The sequence below is a fragment of the Micromonospora sp. WMMD708 genome, from assembly GCF_049315245.1.
Taxonomy (GTDB): Bacteria; Actinomycetota; Actinomycetes; order Mycobacteriales; family Micromonosporaceae; genus Micromonospora; species Micromonospora wenchangensis.
On the sequence record NZ_CP186060.1, the window covers coordinates 1,804,121 to 1,822,243 of the forward strand.

The window sequence follows — 18,123 nt, forward strand, 5'->3', positions numbered from 1 at the left end:
CGACGGTGGCGGCGTCGGCGCACGAGAGCACGGGAGCGCGCAGACGGCGATTGTCGTCGGGCGGTACGATTCCCGGCGCGCGGTCGCCGATGCCCGCCACTGTCCGACGTGCCCCCGGCGTGGCCCGCGTCCCGCCGGCCTCGCGCCCACCCCGCGCGTCGTCGGACCCTGTTCCTCAGTCCGCAAGGGGTCGGCCCGTAGGCCGACCCGGAGGAGAGACTAGCCTGATGGGCGTGAACCGCCGCGCGAAGATCGTCTGCACTCTTGGCCCCGCCACCTCGTCCCCGGAGCGGATCCGGGGGCTCGTCGAGGCGGGCATGAACGTGGCCAGGCTGAACTTCAGCCACGGCAGTCACGCCGACCACGAGTCGGTGTACCGCCTGGTCCGCGAGGCCTCGGAGGCGGTCGGTATCCCGGTCGCCGTCCTGGCCGACCTCCAGGGCCCCAAGATCCGGCTCGGCCGGTTCGCCGACGGGCCGCACGAGTGGCGTACCGGCGACTCGGTGGTGATCACCGGGGACGACATCCTCGGCACCAAGGACCGGGTCTCCTGCACCTACCGCAAGCTGCCGCAGGAGGTGAAGCCGGGTGACCGGCTGCTGATCGACGACGGCCGGGTCGCCGTCGAGGTCAGCGACGTCACCGGCAACGACATCCGGTGCCTGGTCACCGAGGGTGGTCCGGTCTCCAACAACAAGGGCGTCTCGCTGCCGAACGTGGCGGTCAGCGTCCCGGCCCTGTCGGACAAGGACGCCGAGGACCTGCGCTTCGCCCTCAGCCTGGGCGTCGACATGATCGCGTTGTCCTTCGTCCGCTCGGCCGAGGACATCAAGCTCGTCCACTCGATCATGGACGAGGAGGGCGTCCGCCGCCCGGTGCTGGCCAAGGTCGAGAAGCCCGAGGCGGTCGACCACCTGGAGGCGATCGTGCTCGCCTTCGACGGCGTCATGGTGGCCCGGGGCGACCTCGGCGTGGAGCTGCCGCTCGACCAGGTGCCGCTGGTGCAGAAGCGGGCCGTGCAGCTGTGCCGGGAGAACGCCAAGCCGGTCATCGTGGCCACCCAGATGCTCGACTCCATGATCGAGAACTCCCGGCCGACCCGCGCCGAGGCCTCCGACGTGGCCAACGCGGTGCTCGACGGCGCGGACGCGGTGATGCTCTCCGGCGAGACCAGCGTCGGCAAGTACCCGGTGCTCACCGTCAGCACCATGGCGAAGATCATCACCACCACCGAGGCCGGTTCGATCGGGGTGCCCCGGCTCCAGCACGACCCGCGTACCCACGGCGGCGCGCTGACCGTGGCCGCGTCGTCGATCGCCCGCGCCATCGGGGCGAAGGCCCTGGTCGCCTTCTCGCAGACCGGTGACACCGTCAAGCGGCTCAGCCGGCTGCACTGCGACCTGCCGCTGCTGGCGTTCACCCCGGTCCCCGAGGTGCGCAGCCAACTCGCGCTGTGCTGGGGAGTGGAGACCTTCCTGATGCCGTTCGTGCAGCACACCGACGACATGTTCCGCCAGGTCGACCAGGCGTTGCTGGGCCTCAACCAGGCCACCCCCGGCGACTACGTGGTGATCGTCGCGGGCAGCCCGCCCGGCACCCCCGGCTCCACCAACACCCTGCGCGTGCACCAGCTCGGCTCCCTGGTCGACGCCGCCTCCGCCCGGGCGTTGCAGTGAGCACAGGCACAGCTCTGGTGAGCGCGAGGAGTGCGCCGGGTTTGCGCGCCCCGCAGTCGCGAACAGAGCAATCCCGGTGACCGGGCGCCCGGCGGCGACCGGCCAGGCCGCGGTCGACCAGCTCCTCGAGGTCCTCGACCTCGACCACACCGGCGCGACGACCTTCCGTGGGGTGAGCCCCTCGGTCGGTCCGCAGCGGGTGTTCGGGGGGCAGGTCGCCGGGCAGGCCCTGGTCGCCGCCGGGCGCACCGTCGACCCGGAGCGGTTCGTGCACTCGCTGCACGGCTACTTCGTCCGGCCCGGTGACCCGGCCGAGCCGATCGACTACCAGGTGGAGAACGTCCGGGACGGGCGCTCCTTCTCGGTCCGCCGCTCGGTGGCGTTGCAGCACGACAAGCCGATCTTCTTCATGTCGGCGTCCTTCCAGCGGCAGGAACAGGCCCTGGAACACCAGGCGCCGACCCCGCCGGACGTGCCCGGCCCGGACGACGTCCCGACGATGTCCGACCGGCTGGCCCGCTATCCGGAGCGGCTCGGCATCTGGGGCCAGATCCCCCGGCCGATCGACGTCCGCTACGTCGGCGAGCCCGGCTGGGTACGCCCCGGCGACCGCCCCGCCGACCCGTACCAGCGGGTCTGGATGCGCATCGACGGCAAGCTGCCCGACGATCCGCTGCTGCACGCCTGCGCGCTGACGTACGCCTCCGACCTGACCCTGCTGGATTCGGTCCTGTCGGTACACGGCGAGGTCTGGGGGCCGGGCGGCCTGGTCGGGGCGAGCCTGGACCACGCGCTGTGGTTCCACAGGTCGTTCCGGGCCGACGAGTGGTTCCTCTACGACTGCTGGAGCCCGTCGGCCTCCGGCGCGCGGGGCCTGGCCACCGGCCGGATGTTCACCCTCGACGGCCGGCACATCGCCAGCGCCGTCCAGGAGGGACTGCTGCGCCGCGTCGGGGACTGAACACCCCGCCGCAGCGTGCGGCGGGGCCGGCCGGGCTCAGAAGCTGCTGACCACCTTCACCAACGCCTCGTCGATGGTGGTCGGGTTCTTGGCGTCGAACGCCTTACCGGCCGACGCCTTGGCGATCCGGTCCAGCGCGGCCAGGTCGGAGTCCTGGTCGAAGGCCACGCAGAAGACCTTCACCGGCTTGTTCGGGTCCAGCGCGATGTCGCGCAGCAGCCGGTCGAGGTCGCTGTCCTTCTGGTACTCGTTCTTGCCGTCGGTGAGCACCACCACCGCGTTGATCCGGTTCGGGTCGTACCTGTCGAGCAGGGTGCGGTGTGCCGCGCGGACGGTGGCGTACAGCGCGGTGTTGCCGCCGATGCGCAGCCCGGCGAGCTTCCGGTTGAACGCGTCCCGGTTCAGCGGCGCGAGCCGCACCTCCTCGCTGTACGGCCGCTTCGGCCGTTGCGGGGTCTCGCTGGAGAACGACCAGAGCGCCACCTGGTCGGCGGCGTTGAGCAGCCCGATCGCCTTGCTGGCGGCGTCGGTGGCCACCTGGAACCGGGTCCGGTCGCCGACGCCGGCCTGCATCGAGCCGGAGGTGTCCACGGCGAGCAGGATGTTGGCCTTCTTGCGCAGGGTGTCCCAGCTGCCGAGGATCGCGCCGACCACCTCCGGGGTGGGCGGGTCGAAGTAGGTGAGCCTGTCGCCGCCCGGCCCGGCGACCGTGGCCAGCAGCGTCTCGGCGGGTCGGCGTTCGTCGTCGCGGAAGCCGAGGGCGGCGAAGCTGCGCTGCTGCGGGCCGTCGCGGAGGAAGGCGAGGAAGTCCTCGGCGGCCTCGCGTTGCGCCGGGTCGGCCGACGGCAGCACCACGTACGGGTGGTCGAGGTTGAAGGTGCCCTCCCTGGGGTGCACCGCCACCAGCGGGACCCGGGGCTTGCTGCCGGTGGGGCTGAGCTGGCCCTGGTTGTAGAGGTAGACCAGCTCCTCCTGGAGGACGATCGCGCTCATGTCGGTCGCCGGGGCGTCCCCGGTGGCGGCGGCGTCGGCCTCGGCGAGACCGCGCAGCAGGTCCACCGAGTCGTCGCTGTAGTGCGAGACGTTGGCCTCGATCCGCCTGACGAACTGGGTCACCGCCGGCTGGGCGAGGTCCTCGCTGGTCAGGTCGCTGGCCCGGTTGACCGCCGCGTAGTAGGTGGCGATGGTGGCGGCCAGGCCGGAGGTGGACAGGTGCGGGTTGTCCTTGCCGAAGGTGAACCGGCCCCACTCGGGCTTGCCGAACGCCGCCCAGCCGGTGTCGCCGGAGAGGCCGAGCACGTCGGCCCAGCCGAGCGGGCCGCGCTGCTGCACCAGCTCGCCCCGGTCCCTGGGCATGGCGATGACCAGGGGGCTGTTGGCGATCGACGGGTACTGCCCGGGGGTCTGCGCGGGCCGGCCCGCCGCGGAGTCGAGCAGGCGTAGCTGCCCGGTCCACAGGGACGAGGTGGGTAGCCACACCTGGGGTTCGGCGACCTTGGGCTGGGTGAGCGTCCACCCGCCGGCCAGCGCCTCCATCGCCTCGCCCGAGTTGAGGCCGTGCACGCTCACCTGCGCGCACCGCCCGCCGAAGCGCCGGTCGGCGGCGTTGTACCGGTCGGCGAGCTGGGCGACCAGTGTGCTCTTCTCGGTGGAGGAGCTGACCTCCAGCGGTACGCAGTCCGCCCGGTCCGTGCCGGGTGCCGGCCGGACGTACAGGTACGCCCCGGCGATCACCGCGAGCCCCGCGACGACGGCCACCGCGTGCGGCAGCCACGGTCGGGCGGGACGCTGACCGGCGGCCATCGGCTCCTCCAGGGGTTCGTCGGGTGGGTCAGGCGTCGGTGCGGGGTGCCGGCACGGGCCGGGAGCCGGGCTTGTCGATCGAGCCGTCCGGCGGGCCGGGCGGGGTGAGCGCGGCGGCGACGAGCAGACGGACACCGTAGACCACGACGAGGGCGAGCAGACCGACGGCGGCTGCGGTGCCCACGTCGGTGCTGGCGACGTACCCGGTGGCGAATCCGACCGCGCCGAGGAGGAACGCGAGGGACATCCCCCACGGGTCGGTCCACTGTCGACGCAGCCGCCGGCCGAAGCCGTCCCGGGCCGCTGCTGTCGGGGTGGCCGGCCGGTCCGTGGCGGCGGACGGGGTGAGGGCCGCCGGGGCGGACCAGGCCGTCGCCGGTGGGGCGGTCGGCGGCGGCGTGGGGTGGGCGGTCGACGTGGCGGGCCACGGCGTCGGCTCGCCGGTCACCTGCCCGGCGGTCGGCGTGCCCGGCGGGGCCGGCGCCACCCCGGCGGTCGGCCAGGGGTCCACGGCCGCCGCCGTCGTCGGCCACGGATCGGCCGCCGCGCCGACGGGTGCGGCCGGCGGGGTGGCGGCCACGGTACGCGGGACGTGCCGGGTGGCCGCGGCGTCGGTGCCGGCCCGCAGCACCGTCTGCAACGGCACCTCGCCGCTCGGGTGGGCGTCGCGCCCGAGCAGCCGCAGCAGCACCTCCTGGGCGGTGGGCCGGACCCGGTGGTCCTTGTCCAGGCACTGCCCGATCAGGGTGGCCAGCGGACCGGTGAGCCCGGTCAGGTCCGGCGGGTCGTGCAGCACCCGGTGCATCACGGCGGCGACCGGGCCGGTGCCGAACGGCGGCTGCCCGCCCGCCGCGAAGGCGATCGTCCCGGCCCAGGCGAACACGTCGCTGGCCGGCCCGACCTCGTCGTCGCGGAACCGTTCCGGGGCCATGTAGGTGGCGGTGCCCATGATCCGGCTGGTCATCGTCTCGGTGACGTCCAGCGCCCGGGCGATGCCGAAGTCGATCACCCGGGGGCCGTCCGCCGCGAGGATCACGTTGTCCGGCTTGAGGTCGCAGTGCACCACGTCGGACTGGTGGATCGCGGCGAGCGCGGTGGCGGTGCCGACGGCCAGCCGGTGCAGTGCGTTGCCGGCGACCGGCCCCTGCTCGCGGACGTGCCGTTGCAGGGTGACGCCCTCGATGAACTCGCTGACCACGTAGGGCAGCTCACCGTCCACGTCGGCGAAGAGGATCTGGGCGGTGCAGAACGGCGCGACCCGGCGGGCGGCGGCGATCTCCTTGACGAACTGGGCCTTCGCCCGGGGATGCTGGTGCAGGTCCACGTTGATGACTTTGACCGCGACCCACCGGCCCTGCTCGTCGCGGCCCAGGTAGACCACACCCTGACCGCCCGCGCCGAGCCGACCGATCAGCTCGTACGGCCCGGCCTGGCGCGGGTCCCGCGGGTTCAGCGGCGTCACGTCCGGCATCGCTGTCGCTGCCCCTATCGGCCTGTGCTCCGGTGCGCTGGTGTCCGTCACCGGCGACCCTGCCGGCGACACGGGTATGGTGCCATGCCCACGCCACCGGGACAGCCCACCCTGGCCGTTCGGTGGAGGGCGGCGGTCCGGCCGGCGGGGCCGGCGACTAACCTGGCGGCCATGCGCCTCTCCGCCCGGGTCGACTACGCACTGCGTGCGGCGGCCGAACTCGCGTCGGTCGCCGACGGCGCGGACGCCGGCCGGTCCCGTCCGGTCACCGCCGAGCAGATCGCCCGGTCGCAGGACATCCCGCCGAAGTTCCTGGAGAGCATCCTGCTCCAGCTGCGCCGGGGCGGCATCGTGCACGCCCAGCGGGGCCCGGAGGGCGGCTACTGGTTGGCCCGGCCGGCGGCGGAGATCTCCCTCGCCGAGGTGATCCGGGTGATCGACGGTCCGTTGGCCCACGTGCGGGGGCAGCGTCCCGAGCAGCTCGGCTACCACGGCGCGGCCCGCGCGTTGCAGGAGGTCTGGATCGCGCTGCGGGCCAGCGAGCGGGAGATCCTGGAGCAGGTCACCATCGCCGACGTGGCGGCCGGGGTGCTGCCGGGCCGGATCACCGAGCTGGCCGCCGACCCGCGCGCCTGGAGCTGACACCTCCGGGCCGGGTCGGCCCGCCACACCCCGCGTGAGCTGGCCCGCGAGTTTCCGACCGGCGCGTCCCGCTCCGGCGGGCGCGTCCCACCCACCGATCTGGGGGTTGACCCGGGAGCGTCCCGTGCCGCATTCTCGACCAAGTCGATAGGAGATGCCGAAAAGTTCGGAGGGCTCGTGCGCAAGCTTCTGATCCTCGCTCTGGTCGGGTTGGCCGCACAGCTCGTCGACGGCGCGCTCGGCATGGCGTACGGGCTGACCTCGTCGACCCTGCTGCTGTTCGTCGGGGTCGCCCCGGCCGCCGCCTCGGCGTCGGTGCACCTCGCCGAGATCGGCACCACGCTCGCCGCGGGTGTCGCCCACTGGCGGTTCGGCAACGTCGACTGGCGGGTGGTGACCCGGATCGCCCTGCCCGGCGCGGTCGGCGCGTTCGTCGGGGCCACCTTCCTCAGCTCCATCTCCACCGAGAACGCCGCTCCCTGGATGGCCGGCATCCTGTTCACCCTCGGCGCGTACCTGCTGGTGCGCTTCTCCCGGCCGCTGCGTCAGCGCTCCGGAGCCGGGCGGCTGCGCGGCCGCTTCCTCGGCCCGCTGGGTCTGGTCGCCGGGTTCGTCGACGCCACCGGTGGCGGGGGATGGGGTCCGGTGGCCACTCCGGCGCTGCTGGTCTCCGGCCGGATGGAGCCCCGCAAGGTGATCGGTTCGGTGGACACCGCCGAGTTCGTGGTGGCCGGGGCGGCCAGCATCGGCTTCCTGATCGGCCTGGGCAGCGAGGGCTTCCTGCTGCCCACCGTCGCGGCGCTGCTGATCGGCGGCCTGATCGCCGCGCCGGTGGCCGCCTGGCTGGTGCGGATCGTCCCCGCCCAACTGCTGGGCGCGACCATCGGCGGGGTGATCGTGCTGACCAACGCCCGCATCCTGCTCAAGGCCGGTGACGCCGGCCCGACCGTCCGCCCGGTGGTCTACGTGCTGCTCGCGGTGGGCTGGGTGGTCGCCCTGACGTTCGCCGTCCGGGCGCTGCGCCGCACCCGCCGGGCCCGCGCCATCGTCGACGCCGCCACCGCCACCACTGCCGGCGACGCCGCCACCGCCGACACGCCCGCCGCCGCCACGCCGGTGCCGGACACCGCGGCTGCCGTCGTCGGGGCCGGGTCCGTGCCGGCCGGGGCCGACGACGACCGGCTGGCCGTCGTCGAGCGCTGAACCACGGCACGGGTACGCCGCCAGCCACGCTGACCGTCGCACGCCGCCGGGTGACCGGCACCGACGGCGGCGACGGTCACCCGGCGGGTGTGCCGCCCGGGGCGGGGCCGGTCGGGGCCGGGCCGGTCGGGGACGGGTGCCCGGCGAGCAGGTCGGTCGCCGCCGCCGACAGCAGCGCCCAGGCCCGGTCCACGTGTTCCGGCCCGGTCTGCGGCGAGCCGACGGCCAGCCGCAGGGTGTAACGGCCGTTGACCCGGGTGTGGGTCAGGTAGACCTGTCCGGTTCCATTGACCCGGGCCAGCAGCGCCGCGCCGGCCTCGTCGCCGGCCCGCAGCCGGAACGTGACCAGGGAGAACGGGTGCGGGGCGGCGAGGGCGAAGCGGTCGTCGGCGCGGACCAGGCCGGCGAACCGGTCGGCCAGGGCGATCCCCACGCGCAGGTGCGCGCGCAGCCCCTCGACGCCGTACCAGCGCAGCACGAACCACAGTTTCAGCGCCCGGAAGCGGCGGCCCAACGGCACCTGCCAGTCCCGGTAGTCGATCACCGCACCGGATTCGCTCGCCGCGTTACGCAGGAACTCCGGCATGACGGTCAGCGCCTCGATCAGCTCGCCCCGGTCGGCCACCCAGAAGGCGTCGCAGTCGAAGCCGGTGAGCAGCCACTTGTGCGGGTCGAAGCAGTACGAGTCGGCGTGCTCCATTCCGGCGTGCGTCCAGCGCAGTTCGGGGCAGACCGCCGCCGCCCCGGCGTACGCGGCGTCGACGTGCAGCCACACACCGTACCGGGCGCAGATCGCGCCGATCTCCGGAAGCGGGTCGACGGCGGTGGTGGAGGTGGTCCCGATGGTCGCCACCACGATGGCGGGCACCACGCCTTCGGCCAGGTCCGCCTCGATCGCCGCGCGCAGCGCCGCCGGACGCATCGCCTGGGTCGTCGGGTCCACCTCGATGGTCCGGACGCCCGCCTCGCCGAGGCCGGCGATGCGGGCCGCCTTCTCGATCGAGGAGTGCCCGTGCGCCGAGGTGTACGCCCGGTAGCGGCGGTCGACGCCGACGTCGCGCCAGCGGCCGCCGCTGGCCCGGTGCAGGGCGGCCAGGGTGGCGACCAGGGTCGCCGAGGAGGCCGAGTCCTGGATGACGCCGCCGCCGGTGCCGGTGGAGCGGAACCGCGCGGGCAGGTCCATCAGGTCGGCCAGCCAGTCCAGCACGACCGTCTCCAGTTCGGTGCCGGCCGGGTTGGTGGCCCAGAGCATGCCCTGGCTACCGAGGCCCGAGCTGACCAGGTCGGCCAGCACGCTGGGGCCGCTGGTGTTGGCCGGGAAGTAGCCGAAGAAGCCGGGGTGCTGCCAGTGGGTGACCCGGGGCGCGATGATCGCGTCCAGGTCGGCCAGCATCGCCGCGACCGGCTCGCCGTGCGTGGGCGGGCCGGCCGGCAGGGCGGCGGTGACGGTGCCGGGCGGGTCCTGCGGGGTGACCGGGCGTCGCTCCAGCGTCCGCCAGTAGTCGGCGACCCAGTCGACCACCGCGTACCCGGCGCGGCGGAACTCCTCGGGGTCCATGTGCTCAGCCATCCGCCGAGTCGATCAGGTGGGCCGCCCGGGAGCAAGAGTGGGTAGCGCTTGTGCGGGCGGAAAGCGTTGTCCTACGATCCGACTGCGCGGAGTCGAACTATGGATGTCGATGCAAAGGCGTCCGTCACCACCGTCAGCGCGGCGTCATCCCGCCGGTCCGGGCAGGCCGGCGTCGCCACCGTGCGCTGACCTCCGCGAAAGGCGTTTCCGTGCACCTGAGCCCCACCCGTCGTCGCGCCGCGCTGCTCGCCGCCGCCGCGGCCACCACCCTCGCCGCCGGCACCCTCACCGCCGTGACGGCCTCGGCCGCCGCCGCAGGATGCCGGGTCGACTACAAGATCAGTAGCCAGTGGGGCGGCGGCTTCGGCGCCGACGTCCTCGTCACCAACCTCGGCGACCCGATCAACGGCTGGACCCTGACCTGGGCCTACACCGCCGGCCAGCAGGTCACCCAGGCGTGGAACGCCACGGTCACCCAGTCCGGGGCGCAGGTCAGCGCCAAGGACGCCGGTTACAACGCGGCGCTGGGCACCAACGGCACCGCGAACTTCGGCTTCAACGCGTCGTGGAACAACGCCAGCAACCCGCCGCCGGACAGCTTCGCCCTCAACGGCACGACCTGCACCGGTGGCACCGCGCCGACCACCGCGCCCCCGACGACCGCGCCGCCGACCACGCCCCCACCCACCACGCCCCCACCCACCACGCCGCCGACCACCCCGCCACCGACGACACCGCCACCGACCACGCCCCCGCCGACCGACCCGCCCGCCGGGGCGAAGCAGATGGAGGATCTCGACCGGGGGCTGATCAGCGTCCGCTCCGGCAACGGCAACCTGGTGTCCTGGCGGCTGCTGGGCACCGAGACCTCCGGGGTGTCGTTCAACCTCTACCGGGGCTCCACCAGGGTCAACGCCACGCCGATCACCGGCGCCACCAACTACCTGGACAGCGGGGCGGCGGCCGGCTCGGCGTACACCGTGCGGGCCGTGGTGGGCGGTGCCGAGCAGGCGGCGTCCGCGCCCGCCCTCCAGTTCGCCAACGGCTACCTGGACGTGCCGATCCAGCCGCCGGCCGGCGGCACCACCCCGGCCGGGGAGGCGTACAGCTACTCCGCGAACGACGCCAGCGTCGGTGACCTCGACGGCGACGGCGACTACGAGATCGTGCTCAAGTGGGACCCGTCCAACGCCAAGGACAACAGCCAGTCCGGCTACACCGGCAACGTCTACGTCGACGCGTACACCCTGACCGGCAGCCGGTTGTGGCGCATCGACCTGGGCCGCAACATCCGTGCCGGGGCCCACTACACCCAGTTCCAGGTGTACGACTACGACGGCGACGGCAGGGCCGAGGTGGCCATGAAGACCGCCGACGGCACCCGCTCCGGCACCGGTCAGCTGATCGGCTCGTCGTCGGCGGACTACCGCAACTCCAGCGGCTACGTGCTGTCCGGCCCGGAGTACCTGACCATGTTCAACGGGCAGACCGGCGCGATCGCCTCCACCGTCAACTACGACCCGCCGCGCGGCACCGTCTCCTCGTGGGGCGACTCGTACGGCAACCGGGTCGACCGGTTCCTCGCCGGCACCGCCTACCTGGACGGTCAGCGGCCGTCGCTGATCATGGCGCGCGGCTACTACACCCGGGCGGTCGTCGCCGCCTGGGACTTCCGCAACGGCGCGCTGACCAGGCGGTGGACGTTCGATTCCAACGCCTCCGGCAACTCCGCCGCCGCCGGCCAGGGCAACCACCAGCTCTCGGTGGCCGACGTGGACGCCGACGGCCGCCAGGAGATCGTGTACGGCGCGGCCACCATCGACGACAACGGCCGGCTGCTCTACTCGACCGGCAACGGTCACGGCGACGCCCTGCACGTCGGTGACCTGGACCCGGGCCGCTCCGGCCTGGAGGTCTTCAAGGTCGACGAGGACGCCAGCAAGCCCAGCTCGTACTTCGCCGACGCGCGCACCGGTCAGATCATCTGGCGGACCGCGGCCAGCGGCGACAACGGCCGGGGTGTCTCGGCGGACATCTGGGCCGGCAGCCCCGGTGCCGAGTCGTGGTCGGCGGCGGTCGACGGGCTGGCCAACACCCGGGGACAGAACGTCGGCCGCAAGCCGTCGTCGACGAACTTCCTCGCCTGGTGGGACGGTGACCCGGTGCGTGAGCTGCTCGACGCCACCAGGATCGACAAGTACGGCACCGGCGGCGAGACCCGGCTGCTCACCGGCAGCGACGTGGCCTCCAACAACGGCACCAAGTCGACCCCGGCGCTGTCCGGCGACATTCTCGGCGACTGGCGCGAGGAAGTGATCTGGCGCACCAGCGACAGCCGGGCGCTGCGGATCTACAGCACGCCCACGCCGACCAGCACCCGGATCTACACGCTGATGCACGACGCCCAGTACCGCGCGGCGATCGCCTGGCAGAACACCGCCTACAACCAGCCGCCGCACCCGGGCTTCTTCATCGGTGACGGCATGTCCACCCCGCCCACGCCCACCATCTACCTGTGCTGACGGTGCGGGCCCGGCGCTGTGGCCGGGCCCCACAAAAGCAGGCACCGGGTCGCCAGCCGCGGAATCCGCTCAGCTGGCGACCCGGTGCACCACACCGCAGCACCCCCGACCCGTCCCGACCGGGAGTGCCGTACCACCACCGGTAATGAAGTTAGAGGTCGTCCGCAACGGTGGGGTGACGTGGCTATGAAGAGCGTGTTTCAGACGCCCCGGGACAGCCCGCCGGCCACCTTCTCCGCCACCAGCTCGAACGAGCGCACCCGGTCGGTCACGTCGTACACCATGGTGGTGAGCATCAGCTCGTTCGCGCCGGTTCGGGCCAGCAGCTCGGTGAGCTGCCGGCGGACCGTCTCCGGCGAACCCATCGCCTGACCGTCGCGGCGCTGCCGCACGAACTCCCGCTCCAGCTCGGTGTACGGATACGCGGCCGCGTCCTCGGGGCTGGCCAGCGGCTCCGGCCGCCCCGAGCGCAGCTTGAGGAACGACAGCCCGGCCGGCCCGGACAGCCACTCGGCCCGCTCGTCGGTGTCGGCGCAGACCACGTTCACCGCCACCATCGCGTACGGCTCGCTCAGCCAGCGCGACGGGCGGAAACTCTGCCGGTAGAGCTGGAGCGCGGGCAGCGTGTGCTGGGAGCTGAAGTGGTGGGCGAACGAGAACGGCAACCCGAGCAGCCCGGCGAGCTGGGCGCTGAACCCGCTGGAGCCGAGCAGCCAGACGGCGGGGGACTGGCCCAGCCCCGGGCTGGCGGTGATCGCGCCCGGGTCGTCGCCGCTGAAGTAGTTCATCAGGTCGGCCAGCTCCCGGGGGAAGCCCTCCGCCGACAGCCCCTCCATGGTCCGCCGCAGGGCCAGCGCGGTCCGCTGGTCGGTGCCGGGGGCCCGGCCGATGCCCAGGTCGATGCGGCCCGGGTGCAGCGCCTCCAGGGTGCCGAACTGTTCGGCGACCACCAGCGGTGCGTGGTTGGGCAGCATCACCCCGCCCGAGCCCAGCCGGATCGTGGTGGTGTGCGCCGCCAGGTGGGCGAGCAGCACCGCCGGTGCGGAGCTGGCGATCGCCGGCATGTTGTGGTGCTCGGCCACCCAGAACCGGCGGTAGCCCAGTTCCTCGGTCCGGCGGGCCAGCTCGGTGGTGTGCCCGAGCGCCTCGGAGGCGGTGGCCCCGGCGGCGACCGGAGCAAGATCAAGAACAGACAGCGGTACGTCGATCACACCTGTGCCCAACCCGCCCCGGCCCGGACTTGTTCCCTGGTCGGGGCCGGGCCGGGCCCGACCAGGGTCCGGGGTGGTGAACACCGCGACATCAGCGATGTGGCGGCATCCGGCTCTGCGGATACCGCAACACCGCTGCCATTGAGTCGATCTTGGCGCCGGGTGGGCGGACAGGCGGGCGGGCGAGCGGACAGGTGGGCGAGTGGGCGGGCGGTGGCCGGCGGGTCAGCCCCGGCCGCGGGCCTGCTCGAAGATCAGGCTGGTCTGGGTGTGCTGCACCGCCGGGTCCACCGCCAACTGGTCCAGGACGAAGTCGCGCAGCGCGTCACCCGACGCCGCCCGGACGTGCAGCACGTAGTCCTCCGCGCCCGCCACGTGGAACACCGACACCACCCCGGGCAGCCGTACCGAACGGGCCCGGAAGGCGTCCACCGCGGCCCGCTCGTGCGCGGTCAGCCGGACCGACACCAGTGCCTGCAACGGCAACCCCACCGCCGCCGGGTCCACCTCGGCGTGGAAGCCCCGGATCGCCCCGCAGTCCCGCAGCGCCCGGGTCCGGGTCAGGCAGGTCGACGGGGCCACCCCCACCCGTTCGGCGAGGGCGTTGTTCGGCAGCCGGCCGTCGGCGGCCAGCTCGGTCAGGATCGCGCGGTCGACGTCGTCCAGGGTGACGAAGGGCCGTACATCGTTCGGTGCGGAGGGCATCCCGGCATCCTCCCGCGAATCCGAGCGTAGGAAAAGCCGTACCGCCAGAATATCGTTCGAAGGTATTGCCTGCCATCATGCTGATGTTCGAGGCTTCCGGCATGACGGCGGCTACGGCACCCCCTACCCCCAGCGTCGGGACGACCCTCGACGATACGTCGGTGGACACCCGGGCCGTGCACGCCGGCCGGGAGGACCTCGCCGCCCTCGGGGTGCACGTACCGCCTATCGACCTGTCCACCACCAACCCGCTGCCGTCGGTCGAGGCCGGCGGCGCGGCCTACGAACTGCTCGCCACCGGCGGCACCCTCCCGCCCGGCGACAGCGCCGTCTACCAGCGCCTGTGGAATCCCACCGTGGCCCGCTTCGAGACCGCGCTGGCTGCCCTCGAAGGCACCCCGGCGGCGGTCGCCTTCGCCAGCGGCATGGCCGCGCTCACCGCGGCCCTGCTCGCGGCCACCCGGGACGGTCGCCGGCACGTCGTCGCCGTCCGTCCCCTCTACGGGGGCACCGACCACGTGCTCGCCACCGGCCTGCTCGGCACCGAGGTCAGCTGGGCCCGTCCCGACGAGGTCGCCGACGCTTTACGGACCGACACCGGCCTGGTCGTCGTGGAGACCCCGGCCAACCCCACCCTCGACCTCGTCGACATCGCCGCCCTGGCCGCCGCCGTCGGCGACGTCCCGCTGCTGGTCGACAACACCGTCGCCACCCCCGTGCTCCAACAGCCGGCCCGGCACGGCGCCACGCTCGTCCTGCACAGCGCCACCAAGAGCATCGGCGGGCACGGCGACGTGCTCGCCGGGGTGGTGGCCTGCGACGCCGGCTGGGCCGCCCGGTTGCGCCAGGTGCGCGCGGTCACCGGCGCGGTGCTGCACCCGCTCGGCGCGTACCTGCTGCACCGGGGCCTGCAGACGTTGCCGCTGCGGGTCCGCGCCCAGCAGGCCGGCGCGGAGAAGCTCGCGCTGCGGCTCGCCGGGCACCCGGCCGTCGCGCGGGTCCACCACCCCTCGGTGCACGACCCGGCCGGGCTGGTCGGCCGGCAACTCGCCGGCACCGGCAGCCTGCTCGCCTTCGACGTACGCGGCGGCGCGCCGGCCGCCGCCCGGGTCGCCGGGGCCTGCCGGCTGATCACCCACGCGGTGTCGCTGGGCGGGGTGGACACCCTGATCCAGCATCCCGCGTCGCTGACCCACCGGCCGGTGACCGGGGAGGCGAAGCCGGGCGACGGGCTGCTGCGGATCTCGGTCGGCCTGGAGGACCCCGAGGACCTGTGGACCGACCTGGCCCGCGCGCTCGCGGCGGGGTGAGCGTCCGGTGGGGTGGTCGGCCCTGCTGACGGGTCAGTGCTTGGGGCCGACGTGGCCGTCCAGGGTGGCGACCGCCGCCCGCCGCGCCACCGACAGGCAGTTGCGGCGGTTCATCGTCCAGGCGACACCGAGCATGTCGAGTGCCCACTGGCAGAGGCCCATGATGTGGGTGGACTCGTTGCTGAAGTGGTAGCGCGGGTAGACGTACGGTCGGCCCCGCACGGTCACCCGGTTGTCCACCCGGCAGCCGTCGGAGTGGAACAGACCCCGCAGGAAGTCGCCCGGCCGGCGCTGGACGATCTCGCGTTGCCAGTCGGCCAGGCCGATCCGGCGTTCGTGCTTGCGGCCCGGCCCGTGCTGGGGAAACAGGCACGGCCAGTGCCGGCCGTAGCTCTGCACGCCGACGCAGCCCTGCTTGCGCACCCGCTGCACCGTCGTGGCGAGCACGGCCCGCATGGCCAGGTCGCACGCGTCGACCAGCCCCGGCCAGGCGGCGGCACAGTAGATCCGCAGCACCGGCACCCGGGCCGTCGTCACCAGGTGGCCGTCGCCGAGGTACAGGCCGAGGAGATACGCGTACGCCGCCGGGTCGGCCGGACCGTCGAGCCCGTCCCGGCACCGGAAGCACCGCAGCTCGGTGCCCCGCTGCCGCGCCTCGGGACGGTCGTTGCACCAGTGCCAGACGGTGCGGTAGGGAAGGCCGACGGCACGTGCCGCGTCGGCGACCGAACCGCCGGCGCGGTGCACCTGCCGGGCGCGGGCCCGGATCTCTGGTGGATGCACCGGGGCATCATCGAACAGGTGTGTGACAAGGTGCCGGGAGCGGGACTCGAACCCGCACGCCTGTTAAGGCAAATGCTTTTGAGGCATTCATGTCTGCCGATTCCATCATCCCGGCGTCACCCCGAGGGGCGCGTGGCTCACTGTACCCGACTAGGCTCATGCGGGAGCATGGGTGGTAGCCGGTGTGGGATCGATGGTGGGGGTAGGGCTGGTGGCCGAGACGCAGACGGATGCCGAGCGCAGGCGGGTGCTGATCGCCGAGGACGAGGCGCTCATCCGACTGGACCTGGCCGAGATGCTGGTCGAGGAGGGTTACGAGGTCGTCGGCGAGGCCGGTGACGGCGAGACCGCCGTCCGGTTGGCCGAGGAGCTCAAGCCCGACCTCGTCATCCTCGACATCAAGATGCCGATCATGGACGGCCTCGCCGCCGCCGAGCGGATCGCCGGCGCCCGGATCGCCCCGGTGATCATCCTGACCGCGTTCAGCCAGCGTGACCTGGTGGAACGGGCGCGGGCCGCCGGTGCGATGGCCTACCTGGTCAAGCCGTTCCAGAAGAGCGACCTGGTGCCGGCGGTGGAGATCGCGCTGTCCCGCTACTCCGAGATCGCCGCCCTGGAATCCGAGGTGGCCGGCCTCACCGACCGGCTGGAGATCCGCAAGACGGTCGAACGCGCCAAGGGCGCGCTGATGACGACGTACGGGATGACCGAGCCGCAGGCGTTCAAGTGGATCCAGCGCACCGCGATGGACCACCGGATGACCATGAAGGAGGTCGCCGAGCGGATCCTCGCCGAGACCGCCGGTGGCGAGATCGCCGAGCAGCCCACCTCCTGACCTGTCGGCGTACCGCTCACCGATCGGTCCGTCTTTCCTCCCCGCCCGGCGACCCACCCCGTCCGGTCGGCGCGGCGGCCAGCTCCGAACCGGCGGACGAATCCGCCCCGACGGCCGTCCGGTTCCGGATCGGTCGGGCGGGCCGCCGGTCGGGCGGTCCGACCCGCCCCCCACGGCGGGGTTCCGCTGCCTAGCATCGACGCATGTCTGCCCGGCGCGTGCTCGTGGTGTGCGCTCTGCTTGTCCTGGTGGTCGCCGGCTGCGACCGGGCCGGAAGCGGAAACGGCGAGGCAGGCCCGGGTGACGGCCGGTCGGCGTCGGTCGAGCCGGCCTGGCGGGAGGCGACCCTGCCGGTGCCGCCCGGTCCGGCCGGCCGGCTGGTGCTGCGCGACGCGGTCTCCTGCGCCGGGGTCTGGTTCCTGGTCGGCGGGGTCGTCGATGCCGCCGGTGGGAGCCGCCCGGCGGCCTGGTCCAGCGCGGACGGGGCCACCTGGCTGTCGGTGCCGGTCGCGGCCAGCACGTTCTACGGTCGGCAGCACGTGCTCTACGCGGCGGCCTGCGCGCCCGCCGGTACGGGCGGGGGCCGGGTGGCGGCGCTGGGCGCCAAGAACGGTGGGGTGCACGGCAATCCGCGTACCGGGACCTGGGTCCGCGACGGCGACGGCCCGTTGCGGGAGGTGCCGGCGGCGTTCGAGCTGTTCGGCGGCCCCCGCGCGGTCAGCGTGGCCCGGTTGGCGGCCGGTGCGCAGGGCTGGTTGATCGCGGGCGCCCGGGCCGACGGCGCGGCGGTCTGGACGTCGCCGGACGCGGGCGGGTTCACCCTGGCCGAGGGGTTGCCCGAGCTGGCCGGGGACGCCCGGGGGCGGACGGCGGCGTACGACGCGGTGGCGCTGCCGGCGGGCTGGCTGGTGGTCGGCTCGCTGCTGCCGGCGGGTGGGGCGGCGCTGCGGCCGGTGGCCTGGAACTCGGCCGACGGGCGCTCCTGGCGGCGGGCGGAGTTGCCGGTGCCCGACGGTCGGGGGCGGGCGGAGCGGGTGGTGCTGCGCGACGGAGTGCCGGTGGTGGTGGGGGCGGTTTCCGACGGTTTCGCCGTGTGGCGGACCGACGACGGGGCTCGCTGGCGGCGGGTCGGCGGGTTCGGGGCGGTCGGGCCGGGCGTGCTGTCGGTGGTGGGGCTGACCGTGGTGGGTGGGGCGCTGGTGGTGGTGACCGGGGACGGTGCCGGTCGCGCGGTGTGGATGTCGACGGACGGTGGGGTGTCGTGGCGCTCCGTCCGGGTGCCGCTGGCGGTGGGTGATGGTGGCGACACCGCCCTGGCGGTGGCCGGCGGTGATGATCGACTGCTCCTGCTGGCCGATGACGGCAGAACCTCCCACGCCTGGTGGGGGCGGGTTTGAGTGGCTATAGGCGGGGGCGGTGGGCGGTGGCGTC

14 protein-coding genes and 1 tRNA gene are annotated in these 18,123 nt (G+C 73.7%); 8 read left to right on the forward strand and 7 right to left on the reverse strand.

Going from position 1 to position 18,123, the window contains the following annotated elements; all coding sequences use genetic code 11:
- Positions 1-227: 227 nt before the first annotated feature.
- Positions 228-1,676, forward strand: coding sequence for a pyruvate kinase (pyk, locus tag ACN260_RS08235; protein WP_422755402.1), 1,449 nt, complete (start codon positions 228-230; stop codon positions 1,674-1,676).
- Positions 1,677-1,752: 76 nt separating this feature from the next.
- Positions 1,753-2,637, forward strand: a complete 885-nt coding sequence (locus tag ACN260_RS08240; protein ID WP_088643101.1) for an acyl-CoA thioesterase — start codon at positions 1,753-1,755, stop codon at positions 2,635-2,637.
- Between the two features lie 36 nt (positions 2,638-2,673).
- On the opposite strand, the gene ACN260_RS08245 is transcribed toward ACN260_RS08240, so the two are convergent.
- Together ACN260_RS08245 and ACN260_RS08250 are read right to left on the reverse strand one after the other, a co-directional pair.
- On the reverse strand, positions 2,674-4,440 hold the full coding sequence (locus ACN260_RS08245) for an extracellular solute-binding protein (RefSeq protein ID WP_422755403.1): 1,767 nt from the start codon (positions 4,438-4,440) through the stop codon (positions 2,674-2,676).
- 28 nt (positions 4,441-4,468) lie between these two features.
- On the reverse strand, positions 4,469-5,911 hold the full coding sequence (locus ACN260_RS08250; protein ID WP_422755404.1) for a serine/threonine protein kinase: 1,443 nt from the start codon (positions 5,909-5,911) through the stop codon (positions 4,469-4,471).
- A gap of 171 nt (positions 5,912-6,082) precedes the next feature.
- Between ACN260_RS08250 and ACN260_RS08255 the strand changes: the two genes are divergently transcribed.
- Both ACN260_RS08255 and ACN260_RS08260 read left to right on the forward strand, forming a co-directional pair.
- Positions 6,083-6,553, forward strand: coding sequence for an RrF2 family transcriptional regulator (locus ACN260_RS08255; protein WP_422755405.1), 471 nt, complete (start codon positions 6,083-6,085; stop codon positions 6,551-6,553).
- 177 nt (positions 6,554-6,730) lie between these two features.
- On the forward strand, positions 6,731-7,756 hold the full coding sequence (locus tag ACN260_RS08260) for a sulfite exporter TauE/SafE family protein (protein WP_422755406.1): 1,026 nt from the start codon (positions 6,731-6,733) through the stop codon (positions 7,754-7,756).
- Between the two features lie 76 nt (positions 7,757-7,832).
- Here the strand turns inward: ACN260_RS08260 and ACN260_RS08265 are convergent, their stop codons facing one another.
- Positions 7,833-9,326, reverse strand: coding sequence for a pyridoxal-dependent decarboxylase (locus tag ACN260_RS08265; RefSeq protein WP_422755407.1), 1,494 nt, complete (start codon positions 9,324-9,326; stop codon positions 7,833-7,835).
- A gap of 209 nt (positions 9,327-9,535) precedes the next feature.
- Here ACN260_RS08265 and ACN260_RS08270 point away from each other — a divergent pair, with 209 nt between their 5' ends.
- Entirely contained in the window at positions 9,536-11,848 is a 2,313-nt protein-coding gene (locus ACN260_RS08270) for a cellulose binding domain-containing protein (RefSeq protein ID WP_422755408.1), read from the forward strand.
- Positions 11,849-12,048: 200 nt separating this feature from the next.
- On the opposite strand, the gene ACN260_RS08275 is transcribed toward ACN260_RS08270, so the two are convergent.
- Together ACN260_RS08275 and ACN260_RS08280 are read right to left on the reverse strand one after the other, a co-directional pair.
- The gene (locus tag ACN260_RS08275) at positions 12,049-13,059 is read right to left on the reverse strand and encodes an LLM class flavin-dependent oxidoreductase (protein ID WP_422755409.1); all 1,011 of its coding nucleotides are present in this window, start codon (positions 13,057-13,059) and stop codon (positions 12,049-12,051) included.
- Positions 13,060-13,284: 225 nt separating this feature from the next.
- Entirely contained in the window at positions 13,285-13,764 is a 480-nt protein-coding gene (locus ACN260_RS08280; RefSeq protein ID WP_422755410.1) for an Lrp/AsnC family transcriptional regulator, read from the reverse strand.
- A gap of 101 nt (positions 13,765-13,865) precedes the next feature.
- Between ACN260_RS08280 and ACN260_RS08285 the strand changes: the two genes are divergently transcribed.
- The gene (locus tag ACN260_RS08285) at positions 13,866-15,074 is read left to right on the forward strand and encodes a trans-sulfuration enzyme family protein (RefSeq protein WP_422756658.1); all 1,209 of its coding nucleotides are present in this window, start codon (positions 13,866-13,868) and stop codon (positions 15,072-15,074) included.
- Positions 15,075-15,107: 33 nt separating this feature from the next.
- Here the strand turns inward: ACN260_RS08285 and ACN260_RS08290 are convergent, their stop codons facing one another.
- Both ACN260_RS08290 and ACN260_RS08295 read right to left on the reverse strand, forming a co-directional pair.
- Positions 15,108-15,857, reverse strand: coding sequence for a transcriptional regulator (locus ACN260_RS08290; RefSeq protein WP_422755411.1), 750 nt, complete (start codon positions 15,855-15,857; stop codon positions 15,108-15,110).
- Positions 15,858-15,888: 31 nt separating this feature from the next.
- Positions 15,889-15,972, reverse strand: a tRNA-Leu gene (locus ACN260_RS08295).
- A gap of 96 nt (positions 15,973-16,068) precedes the next feature.
- Here ACN260_RS08295 and ACN260_RS08300 point away from each other — a divergent pair.
- Both ACN260_RS08300 and ACN260_RS08305 read left to right on the forward strand, forming a co-directional pair.
- Positions 16,069-16,692: an ANTAR domain-containing response regulator gene (locus ACN260_RS08300; protein WP_088643111.1), complete on the forward strand. Its 624-nt coding sequence runs from the start codon at positions 16,069-16,071 to the stop codon at positions 16,690-16,692.
- Positions 16,693-16,895: 203 nt separating this feature from the next.
- Positions 16,896-18,089 carry a hypothetical protein gene (locus tag ACN260_RS08305; protein ID WP_422755412.1) on the forward strand — a complete coding sequence of 398 codons (1,194 nt, stop codon included), beginning with the start codon at positions 16,896-16,898 and terminating at the stop codon, positions 18,087-18,089.
- Positions 18,090-18,123 lie beyond the last annotated feature (34 nt).